At 68.6% G+C, this 12,630-nt stretch carries 2 protein-coding genes (1 of these 2 running past the window's edge); both read left to right on the top strand.

Features of this window, described 5'->3' with window-relative positions:
- Positions 1 to 560: the 3' portion of a type I polyketide synthase gene (locus ACH438_RS41005; protein WP_397015679.1), read on the top strand. 14,395 nt of this gene lie to the left of the window's left edge; the window shows 560 of its 14,955 coding nt (coding positions 14,396–14,955); its start codon lies beyond the left edge, outside the window; it ends in the stop codon at positions 558 to 560.
- On the top strand, positions 553 to 12,630 hold the full coding sequence (locus tag ACH438_RS41000; RefSeq protein WP_397015677.1) for an SDR family NAD(P)-dependent oxidoreductase: 12,078 nt from the start codon (positions 553 to 555) through the stop codon (positions 12,628 to 12,630). The genes ACH438_RS41005 and ACH438_RS41000 overlap by 8 nt, the downstream gene beginning before the upstream one ends.

The raw sequence follows: 12,630 nt of genomic DNA, 5'->3' as shown, positions 1-12,630 counted from the left end.
CCGCCGCCACCGAATCCATCGTGCAGCGGCTGCAGGGCCGGAATACAGCTGAGCGCGAACGCATTCTGCTGGACCTGGTCCGGCTCCAGGCGGCCACCGTCCTCGGCTTCGGCGACCCGGACGCGGTGGACGACGATCGCGGCCTGTTGGAGATCGGGTTCGACTCGCTCACCGCCGTGGAACTGCGCAACCGGCTCAATGCCGCGACCGGCCTGCGCCTGCCCGCCACCCTGCTGTTCGACTACCCCACCTCGGCGGGCGTCGCGAAACACCTCGCCGCCGAACTGGCACCGGACGACACCGAACCGGTCACAGGCGGCCTGGCCGAACTCGAACAACTCGAGCAGGCCTTCCAGGGTGGCGCCGCCGATCCGCAGCTGCTGGACCGCTTGCAGATCCTGCTGAACACCTTGCGCGCCAACGCCGATCCCGGTCTCGGGGCGCGCATGGATCGCGCGACCGACGACGAACTCTTCGACTTCATCGACAACGAACTCGGGATGGGGGAGAGCACTCAGCTCCCGTCCTCGATCTACGAAGGTGACGATATCCGTGACTGATGACAAGCTCCGCGACTACCTCAAGCGGGTGGCGGCAGACCTGCACCACACCCGGAATCGCCTCACCGAGGTCGAGGCCCGAGGCCGCGAACCCATCGCCATCATCGGCATGAGCTGCCGCTACCCGGGCGGCGTCGACACACCCGAAAAGCTCTGGCAGATGGTCGAATCCGGAACGGACGCCATCGCCGGATTCCCGGGCGACCGCGGCTGGGACCTGGCAACCCTGTACGACCCCACCCGCCAGCGACCCGGCAGCACCTACGCCGCGGAAGGCGGCTTCCTCGACAAGGCCGCCGACTTCGAACCGGAGTTCTTCAACATCTCCCCGCGTGAAGCGCTGGCCATGGATCCGCAGCAGCGACTGCTGCTGGAAACGACCTGGGAAGCGTTCGAACGCGCCGGCATCGACCCGAACACGGTGCGCGGCAGCGACACCGGAGTCTACGCGGGCGTCATGTACCAGGACTACGCATTGCGGCTGAACCGGGTGCCCGAGGATGTGCAGGGCTACCTCGGCAATGGTCAATCCGACAGTGTTGCCTCCGGCCGCATCTCCTACACCTTCGGTCTCGAAGGACCGGCGATCACCGTCGACACCGCTTGCTCCTCTTCGCTGATCGCCATCCACCTGGCGGCACACGCACTGCGCCGCCGCGAATGCGGACTGGCCCTCGCCGGTGGCGCCATGGTGATGTCGACACCGGTGCCCTTCACCGAAATGAGCCGGCAAGGTGGCCTCGCCGGAGACGGACGCTGCAAATCCTTCGCCGACGAAGCCGACGGCACGGGCTGGGGTGAAGGCGTGGGAATGCTCCTGCTGGAACGCCTTTCGGACGCGCGCCGCAACGGGCACCCGATCCTCGCCGTGGTCCGTGGCAGTGCCGTCAACCAGGACGGCGCCAGCAGTCGGCTCACCGCCCCCAACGGGCCCGCCCAGCAACGCGTCATCCGCCGCGCGCTCGCCGACGCCCAACTACGCACCGACGCAGTCGACGTCGTCGAGGCACATGGCACCGGCACCGCACTCGGCGACCCCATCGAAGCGCAAGCCCTGCTGGCCACCTACGGCAAGGACCGCGACCGCAACCAGCCCCTGCTGGTCGGCTCGCTGAAGTCCAATATCGGCCACACCCAAGCCGCTGCTGGCGTCGGCGGCGTCATCAAGATGGTCATGGCCATGCACCACGGCACCGTGCCGCCCACCCTGCACGCAGCCCGTCCCACCACTCAGGTGGACTGGTCCGCAGGCACCGTCCGGCTGGTCACCGAGCCGACACCGTGGCCCGAGACGGATCATCCGCGTCGAGCTGCCGTGTCCTCCTTCGGAATCAGCGGCACCAACGGGCACGTCATCCTCGAGCAGGCCGAGGCCGAGTCCAACACTGCCGACCGGGACGAACCACCTGCCGTGTCCGACTCCACCTCGGCCGCCGTACCGTGGCTGCTCTCCGCTCGTGACCGCGCGGGCCTACGCGCCCAGGCCGAGCGGCTGCGCAACCACCTCGCCGAACATTCGGATCTCGACCTCGACGGGATCGGCCGGGCACTGGCCGGCCGGACCGTTTTCGATCATCGGGCCGTGCTGACGGCCGGAGATCGGGCGGGACTGACTGCCGACCTGACGGCGCTGGTAGACGGACTGTCGTCGCCCACCGTGGTTCGCGGCGGTGAAATCCGCACCAGCCGTGTGGTTTTCCTGTTCCCCGGACAGGGTTCGCAGTGGACCGGGATGGCCCGGGAACTGCTGGACGAATCACCGGTATTCGCCGAGCGGATGGCCGAGTGCGAGGCCGCGCTGGCGCCGTACACGGACTGGTCACTACTCGAGCTCGTGCGCACGGGTGCGGTGTGGGATCGGGTGGATGTCGTTCAGCCGGTGCTGTTCTCGGTGATGGTGTCGCTGGCTGCGTTGTGGCGCTTGTTCGGGGTGGAACCCGCTGCGGTCGTGGGGCATTCGCAGGGCGAGATCGCTGCTGCCGTGGTGGCGGGCGGGCTGTCGCTGGAAGACGGCGCGAAAGTGGTGGCATTGCGCAGCCGTGCGCTGCGCGCGATCGCCGGTGCGGGCGGAATGGCCTCCGTGCAACTCCCGGCCGAGCGTGTGCGGGCGGAACTGGCCCCGTGGGGCGAGCGGCTCTCGATTGCGGCAGTCAATGGCCCGGCCTCGGTGGTGATCTCCGGGGAGATCGCGGCCATCGACGAATTCCTCACTCACGCAGAGGCTCAGGAACTGCGCGCTCGACGCATCGAGGTCGACTACGCCTCACACAGCGCCCACATCGAGCAACTCCGTGACGAACTGCTGACTCTGCTGGCCGAGATCACCCCGCGCCCAGCCGAAGTGCCCTTCTACTCGACGGTGACCGGCACGACCCTCGACACCCGAACCCTCGACGCCGGCTACTGGTATCGCAATCTGCGACAGACCGTCGAACTGGGTCAGGCCGTCTCCGCCGCACTGGATGCTGGGCTACGCGCCTTCGTTGAGGTCAGCCCGCATCCGGTGCTCACCATCGCGGTCGAGGAGACTGCGCGTGCCGCCGAGCGGGATGCTCTGGTCTCCGGCACACTCCGTCGCGACGAGGGCGGCATCGCCCGCTTCCGCACGTCGGCGGCCGAACTGTGGACCGCCGGCATCCCCGTGAACTGGCGGCCCACGTTTGCACACTTGCCTGCGACCCACACCGACCTGCCCACCTACCCCTTTCAACGACAGCGGTATTGGCTCGAGGACACCGGCCCCGCAACCGGTGACGTCACCGCCGCGGGCCTCGCTGCCGCTGGACATCCACTGCTGGGTGCGGTCGTTACTCTCGCCGACGGCGACGCGCTCGTCCTGACCGGCCGTCTGTCCACGCGCACCCATCCGTGGCTCGGCGAGCATTCGGTGCTCGGCACCGCGCTCCTGCCGGGCACCGCCTTCCTTGAACTCGCCGCCCGCGCCGCCGACCAGCTCGGCTTGCGCCGCGTGGAAGAGCTGACTCTGGAAGCGCCCCTTGCCTTGTCCGCCAACTCCGTCGACGTGCAGGTGACCGTCGGCGCACCCGAAACCGACGGTCTGCGTCCGATCAGCATCTACGCCCGGCCCGCCGACGCCGCACCGGAGGACCCGTGGACCCGCCACGCGCGCGGTGCCCTGTCCGACGAGCTGTCCACATTGCCGCCGTCCGCTGCCTGGCCGCCGGTGGGCGCGACGCCGATCGACCTGAACGGACTCTACGAACGTTTCGCCGCAGGCCGATTCGTCTACGGGCCCGTGTTCCAGGGGCTGCGTGCCGCCTGGCGTCTCGGCGAGGACATCTACGCCGAGGCCGTCCTGTCACCCGAAACGCACTCCGAAGCAGCACTTTTCGGACTACACCCGGCTTTGCTAGATGCCGTACTGCACGTGACGGGATTGTCCGGCGACGAAACGGGCCGCATGCCCTTCGCCTGGACCGGGTCCGCCCTGCACGCCCACGGCGCAACTGTCCTGCGGGCCAAGGTAGCCCCGGCGGGAGAGAACGCCGTCTCGCTACAGGCCTGGGATACCGCCGGACAACCGGTGATCTCCATCGACGCCCTGCTCCTACGACCGGTATCCGAAGCACCGCAACAGGCGATCCGCCACGAATCGCTGTTCCACCTGGACTGGATCCCCGCTCGGATCACCGACCGCCCCTCGGGCATCGCCGAGCCGATCGTGCTCGGCACCGACCGCTACTCGGACTTCGCCGCACTGCGTGCCGCTGTCATCGCAGGGGACGCCGCGCCTGATCTAGTTGTCGCGCCGATGACCGCCGCTGCGCTCGCGAATCTCACTTCCACGTCTGCGGATTCGGATGCCGCCGCTGCTGCCACCCACCGTGCTGTACACGCTGCCACCGCGCTCGTTCAGGACTGGATCGCCGAGGAGCGGTTCACCGATGCGCGCCTGATCATCCTCACCCGCGGGGCGGTTGCGGTAACGGCGGATGAGGACATCAGCGATCTCCCGCAGGCTGCGGTTTGGGGGCTGATCCGCACGGCGCAGTCGGAGCATCCGGGGCGATTCATCCTCGCCGATGTCGACGACTTCAGCGACATCACCTCTCTTGCAGCATTTCTGGCCGCAAACGAAGAGGATCAGGTGGCGGTGCGGGATGGCGAAGCACGGATCCCACGGCTGGTGCGAGCCACCGTCGCCGAGAACTCCGAGCCTGTCGCCGTCGCGGCGCACCTTGCGCCCTTCGCTGATTCGGACGGCACGGTCCTCATCACCGGTGGTACCGGTCTGATCGGCTCTCGGATTGCCCGCCACCTGGTTGCTTCCGGGGCGCGACGGCTCGTCCTGGCAGGGCGGGCTGGTCCTGCGGCGGCCGGTGCGGCCGAACTTGTCGAGGAGCTTGCTGCGCTCGGCGCCGAATGCGCCGTTGTGGCTTGCGATGTTGCCGATGGTGAGGCGCTTCGGCAGCTGCTCAGCGACATTCCTGCCGAGCATCCGCTGACCGTGGTGGTGCATGCCGCAGGTGTCCTCGATGATGGCGTGCTCGCCGCGCTGACTCCCGATCGCATCGATGCGGTGTTGTGTCCCAAGGTGGATGCCGCGCTGCATCTGCACCGCCTCACGGCCGGTATGGATCTGCGGGCGTTCGTGCTTTTCTCCTCTGCTGCAGGCGTTTTCGGTGGTCCGGGGCAGGGCAACTATGCGGCCGCGAATGCCTTCCTGGACGCGCTGGCCCAGCATCGCCGCGCCAACGGCCTGGCCGGGCAGTCGATTGCCTGGACGCTGTGGGAACAACGCAGTGCTATGACCGGTCATCTCGACGAGGCCGACGCGCGCCGAATCGCACGGTCCGGAATGCCCGCGCTGACCGATGGACAGGGGCTCGATCTCTTCGATGCCGCTATTGGTGCAGGAGATCCGTTCCTGGTTGCCATGCCGCTCGACCTCGCGGCCCTGCGGGCTCGCGCCGCTACCGATCCGGTACCTCGACTGCTACACGGCCTCGTCCGTCCGGCCGCTCGCCGGGCCGCAGCGGCGTCACTCGCTGGTGATGGCGCCGGCACACCGTCCGGTCGCCTGACCGCGCTGCCTGCGGCCGAACGTCGCAGGGAATTGCGCGAACTGGTCCGCGCTCAGGTTGCTGCAGTGCTCGGGCATGCCGCCGCTGAGGCCGTGGAACCCGGCCGTGCGTTCCGGGATCTGGGCTTCGACTCCCTTGCGGCAGTGGATCTGCGCAACCGGCTGAACCTCGCGACCGGACTGCGACTGCCGGCCACCCTGGTCTTCGACCATCCCAACCCGGCCGCCTTGGCCGACCACCTCGACACCCGGCTGGCCGGTGAGACCCGCCCGACGCAGGCTGCGCCTGCCGTACGTAGTGGTGTTGCCGACGAGCCGATTGCGATCGTCGCCATGGGTTGCCGATTCCCCGGCGGCGCGAATTCCCCGGAAGCCCTGTGGGACTTGGTCGCCTCCGCCACCGACGCGATCTCCCACTTTCCTGCCGACCGCGGCTGGGATGTCGACAGCCTCTTCGATCCCGACACCGAAACCGAGCGGCACGGCACCTCGTATGTGAAGGAAGGCGGATTCCTCTACGACGCAGCCGAATTCGACGCCGGGTTCTTCGGAATCTCACCGCGTGAGGCGCTCGCCATGGACCCGCAGCAGCGGCTGCTGCTGGAGACCTCGTGGGAGGTGCTCGAACGCGCAGGTATCGATCCGGCGACCTTGCAGGGCAGCCGAACTGGTGTGTTCACCGGCGTCATGCATCACGACTACGCCGTGCGCTTGATCGGGAACGTGCCGGAGGAGGTGGAAGGATTCCTCGGCTCCGGCAACTCCGCGAGCGTCGCCTCCGGCCGCGTCTCCTACGTGCTCGGGCTCGAAGGGCCCGCGGTGACAGTGGATACCGCCTGCTCGTCGTCGCTGGTGTCGCTGCACCTCGCGGTGCGGTCCCTGCGGGCAGGGGAGTGCGATATGGCGTTGGCGGGCGGCGTCACGGTGATGAACAGCCCCGAGCTGTTCGTGGTCTTCAGTCGCCAGCGTGGGCTCGCCCCTGACGGTCGCTGCAAGGCGTTCGCCGACGCGGCAGACGGCACCGGCTTCGGTGAAGGCGTGGGTGTGCTGCTGCTGGAACGCCTTTCGGACGCGGTTGCCAGCGGGCATCGAGTATTGGCCGTGGTACGCGGCTCGGCGGTCAACCAGGACGGTGCATCCAACGGTCTGACCGCCCCGAACGGGCCCGCGCAACAGCGGGTGATCCAGGCGGCGCTGGCCGATGCCCGGTTGACCACCGCGGATGTCGACGTGGTCGAAGGCCACGGAACGGGCACCAAGCTCGGTGATCCGATCGAGGCGCAGGCCCTGCTGGCTACCTACGGCCAGGATCGTGGCGATCGTGCGCCGTTGTGGCTGGGTTCGTTGAAGTCGAATATCGGCCACACCTCCGCGGCAGCCGGTGTCGGCGGCGTCATCAAGATGGTGCAGGCGCTGCGGCACGGCGTACTTCCGGCGACCTTGCACGTGGATCAGCCGTCCTCCCAGGTGGATTGGTCCACCGGCGCGGTGCAGCTGCTGTCGGAATCGCAGGAGTGGCCGGAGACGGGACGCCCGCGCCGCGGCGCCGTCTCGGCGTTTGGCGTGAGCGGAACGAACGCGCACGTAGTACTCGAGCAGGCGCCCGAACTCGCGGAACCGGTGCGGGCCGACGGAGATCGCCCGGCGCATGTTGGTGAGCGATCCACGGCAGGAAGCAGTTCTGCTCTGGTCGCGTCCAACGGGCGATCCGCAACGGCAATCGATTCTGAAACTCACCCTGCATTGCCCGGTGAGCCGCCGGTCGCTTGGGTGTTGTCCGCCCGGTCGGCTGCGGCACTGCGGGCCCAGGCCGAGCAGCTGCTGCAGCACATCGACGCGCGGCCCGAATTGGCTAGCGCCGATGTCGGATTGTCCCTCGCCGTCACGCGCACCCGGCATCCGCACCGTGCGATCGTGGTCGGCGACCGTGCGGAGTTGAGTACCGGATTGCGGGCACTCGCGGCGGACACGCCCGCCGCTAGCGTCGTGGCAGGCACCGGTGGGGATGTCGGCCGCACGGTCTTCGTCTTCCCCGGTCAGGGCGCGCAATGGGCGGGTATGGCGCTCGAATTGCTCGACGCCAGTGCGGTTTTCGCGGAGTCGATGGCGGCGTGTGAACGTGCTCTCGCGCAATACATCGACTGCGCTCTGGTGGAGATTCTCCGGGATCCGACCGCGCTGGAACAGGTGGACTTGGTCCAGCCGGCGCTGTTCGCCGTCATGGTCTCGCTCGCGGCGACCTGGCGCGGGTACGGCGTGGAGCCGGATGCCGTCCTCGGTCACTCCCAAGGTGAGATCGCCGCAGCCGTGGTGGCGGGTGCCCTGTCACTCGAGGATGGCGCGAAGGTTGTCGCTCTGCGCAGCCGGTTGCTGCGCGCGATCGCCGGCAACGGCGCGATGGCGTCCGTATCGCTGCCCGCTGATGAGGTACGAATCCTATTGGAGACCAACGGCGAGGGCCTATCCGTCGCCGCGGTAAACGGTCCCACCTCGACCGTGGTGGCCGGTGATCCGGGCGCGGTCGACGAGCTGCTGGCCGCCTGCGAGCGCGACGGGGTCCGTGCACGCCGCATCGAGGTCGATTACGCCTCGCATTCGGTGCACGTCGACGCGATCCGGGACGAGCTGATCACGGCACTCGAGGGCATCCGGCCCGGAAGCTGCCGGGTGCCAATGTATTCCACACTCGACGCCACCTGGCTGACCGGCACCGAACTCTCCGCCGAATACTGGTTCCGCAATCTGCGCGGCACGGTCGGGTTCGAACCGGCCGTCCGCGCGCTCGCGGACACCGGCCACACCACCTTCCTGGAGATCAGCCCGCATCCGGTGCTCACGACCGGGATCGGTGAGACGCTGGCGGATTCCATACCCTCCGCCGTGGTGACGGGCACGCTGCGTCGCGGTGAGGGCGGCCTCGATCGGCTACTGCTCTCTCTCGGTGAAGCACATGCGGGCGGCGTCGATCTCGACTGGAACGCCTTGTACCCCAATGCCAACCAGGTCGAACTGCCCACTTATCCGTTCGAGCGCACCCGATACTGGCTCGACGCCGCCACCGGCCCGGCCGATGTAGCTGCCGCGGGACTGGCCGCCACTGGCCATCCGCTGCTCGGCGCCGCCGTGGACCTCGCCGACTCCGACGAACAACTGTTCACCGGCCTGCTGTCCCGTACGACGACTCCCTGGCTGGCCGAACATGCGGTATCGGGAGTCACCCTGCTCCCCGGTACCGCCTTCCTCGAACTGGCGCTCCGCGCCGCCGACGAGGTGGGTTGCGGCCTGATCGACGAGCTCACGCTGCAGACCCCGCTCACTGTGCCCGAGCGCTGCGCAATGCGCCTGCAGGTACGAGTCGGTCCGGCCGGACCCGACGGGCATCGCCTTTTCAGCGTGCACGGGCGACCCGACCAGGGCACGGCCACGAACGGCTGGGATGCCGAGCCGGAGTGGACGGCCTACGCCACCGGCACGCTCGCCCCGTACGACAATGATCCGGACGACAGCATCGTGGCCTGGCCACCCGCCGAAGCCGAACCGCTCGATACCTCTGAGCTTTACGACCGTTTCACCACCGTCGGATATCACTACGGACCGACCTTCCGTGGCGTGCGTGCAGCCTGGCACCGTGACGGTGAGGTCTTCGCCGAGATCGCCCTGCCTCAGCAGCGCGACGGCGACGGCTACCTCCTGCACCCGGCTCTGTTGGACGCGGCCCTGCAAGCCTCCGCACTGCTACCCGGCCGCGATGACGTTGCCCGTCTTCCGTTCTCATGGACCGGCGTGACAGCCCGCGCTGCGGGTGCGTCCACACTCCGAGTGCGCATCACCGCCCACGGCGCAGAGGAAGTTTCGCTCGAGGCCCGCGATCTGAGCGGCCGAACGGTCCTGACCGTCGACTCCTTGGCGCTGCGCCCGATGCCCGCCGGCGGTCTACGCGCTGCCACCTCGGCCGCAGGTGGATTGCTCCACGTGGAGTGGATACTTGCGCCCGGCTCCGGCGAATCGGCCTTCGGCGCGGACGAATTCGTACCTCGCTCTAGTGAATCCGCATTGGCGCCGAGTCAGTCAGCGCTCGGCTCTGGCGAGTTCACGGCACGCCTTGGCGAATCCGCGTCGGTGCCAGGTGAATCAGCGCTCGGCCTAGGCGATTCCGCGCTTGAACCTGGCGAATCCACGTCAGAGTTCGGTGATCCGGCGGGCGTGAGTCATTGTGCGGTGCTCGGCGATGGTACGCATGCGCTGCTGCCCGCTGCGACGGCTTGGCCGGACCTCGCGGCGTTGAGCACGGGCGGGGGCGCGATTCCTGCCTTCGTGCTGGCGAACGTTCCGAGTGGCAGCGACGACCAGTCGCAGGATGCGCTGCAGGCCAACACTGTTCGTGCGCTTGCGCTGGTTCAAGGCTGGCTGGCGGACGAGCGGTTCGCGGAGTCGACTCTGGTGGTCATCACGCGGGGTGCGATTCGGACCGGGCCGGGGGACCGCGACGCGAACTGGGCGGAATCCGGTGTGTGGGGCCTGCTGCGTACCGCGCAGATCGAACATCCCGGACGATTCGTGCTCGCGGACATCGACGCGCATCCGGCATCGGTGAACGTACTGGTGACAGCGCTGTCCACCGCGGGGGCCGCGGAGAGTCAATACGCGGTTCGCGGTGGCGAATTGCTCGTGCCGCGGCTGACCGCCGATGCCCGCGATGTACTCACTGCGCCGGACGAACCGGCCTGGCGATTGGGGATCGCGGACGATACCGCGGTCGACGGGTTGGCGCTGCTGCCTGCATCCGATGCCCTCGTTCCGCTGCAGCCGGGACAGGTACGCATTGCCGTGCGTGCCGCCGGGCTCAACTTCCACGATGTCGTCGTCTCCCTGGGCCTCGACCCCGACCAGCCCACCGTCGGTAGCGAAGGTGCGGGCACAGTCCTCGAAACCGGGCCCGGGGTGACCGATTTGGTGCCCGGCGACCGCGTGATGGGTGTTTTCGGTGGGGCGTTCGGCCCGGTTGTCGTCGCCGAGCGCGCGACTGTCGCTCGAATTCCCGCGGGCTGGTCGTTCGCGCAGGCGGCGTCCGCGCCGATCGCGTTCCTCACCGCCTACTACGGCCTGTTCGATCTGGGAGGTCTCCGTCGCGGGCAGTCCGTGCTGGTGCATGCCGCCACCGGCGGTGTCGGTATGGCCGCGGTGCAGCTCGCCCGACATGCCGGTGCGGAGGTCTTCGGCACGGCTAGCCCCGGGAAATGGGATGTCCTGCGCACCACTGGATTCGATGACGCACACATGGCGTCCACACGGACGCTGGAGTTCGCGGAACGTTTCCTGGATGCGACCGGCGGCCGTGGTATGGATGTCGTACTCGACTGCCTGGCACGGGAATTCGTCGACGCCTCACTCGGCCTGCTGCCTCGCGGTGGCGCCTTCGTGGAGATGGGCAAGACCGACGTCCGTGACTCCGCGGAGGTCGCGAGCCGATACCCGGGCGTGCGGTACCGGGCCTTCGACTTGGTGCAGGCGGGTCCGCAGCGCATCGGCGAGATGCTTACCGAGGTGCTGGCGCTGTTCGAGCAGGGCGTGCTCACGCCCTTGCCCCTCACCTGCTGGGATGTCCGGCAGGCGCCGGCGGCCTTCCGGCACCTGAGCAAGGCGCGGCACATCGGCAAGAACGTACTGATGGTGCCCACACCGATCGATCCGTCGGGCACCGTGCTGATCACCGGCGGAACCGGTACGCTCGGCCGACTCGTCGCCCGGCACCTGGCATCCGAATACGGTGTGCGGCAGCAGATCCTGATCAGTCGGCGCGGCCCGGAGGCGCCGGATGCGATCGAGTTCATTGCTGAACTCGCCGAACTCGGCACCGAAGCCACGATTCTCGCCTGCGATGTCACCGATCGCCGTGCCCTCGCGGCCGTACTGGACGCCATTCCGGCGGACCATCGCCTCACGGCGGTCGTCCACGCCGCGGGTGCCCTCGACGACGGTGTCGTCGGCGCGCTCACTCCGGAACAGGTGGAATGGGTATGGCGCCCGAAGGTGGATGCCGCCTTCGCCCTGCACGAGTTGACCCGGGACATCGATCTCGCGGCGTTCGTCCTGTTCTCCTCCGGGGCTGCCCTGCTCGGCGGTGCGGGCCAGGCGAACTATGCCGCCGCCAATGCCGCACTGGACGCCCTCGCAGCCGAGCGACGCGCGCAAGGCCTGCCGGGCGTCTCGATCGGCTGGGGTCTGTGGAAAGAACGGAGCGAGCTGACCGCCACCGTGGCCGGTACCGAGGAAAAGCGCATGTCCCGCTCGGGAATTGGCGCGCTGACCTCGGCCGAGGGACTCGTACTCTTCGACGTGGCCTGCAGTTCGGTGCATCCGTACGTGTTCGCCGCCCGGCTCGATCGCTCCCGCCTTGCCGCCGGAACTGGAGTCCCGCCCCTGCTCAGTGGCCTGGTCCGCGCACCCCGGCAGACCCTGCGCCGGGTCCGCGACGATGCCGGGACGACGGCCGCGGGCTTGGCCGACCGGCTGGCAAGCCTCGCCCCGGTCGAGGCCCACCGGATCCTCCTCGATGTCGTGCGCGGCAATGCCGCGGCCGTGCTGGCCCACGCGTCGGCCGAGGAGATTCACCCGGCGCGCCCGTTCAAGGATCTCGGCTTCGACTCGCTGACCGGTGTGGAACTGCGTAATCGACTGGCGAATGCGGTCGGGGTACGGCTACCGGCGGCGCTCGTGTTCGACCATCCCACCCCGGAGGCGCTGACTCAGTTCCTGCTCGGCAAGGTCACCGCGTCCGCCCCGGCCACGCCGGCGGTCCCGCCGCTGCTCACCGAACTGAGCAGGCTCGAGGCCCAGCTGGATGCCTTGCTCCCGCAAGGCGAGTCGGCTCTGCCCGCCGAACTGGCCACCCGATTGCGCCGTGCTCTCGCGCGGGTCGAAGCGCTCGGCGCGGAATCCGCTGGCGCACAACCCGAACAGGTCATCGAGTCCGCCAGCAATGACGAACTCTTCGACCTCATCGACAAGGAATTGGGCATCTCGTGA

The organism is Nocardia sp. NPDC020380 (genome assembly GCF_044386975.1).
In the GTDB taxonomy this organism is placed as follows: Bacteria; Actinomycetota; Actinomycetes; order Mycobacteriales; family Mycobacteriaceae; genus Nocardia.
This window is presented reverse-complemented; position numbering and strand designations above follow the sequence as displayed.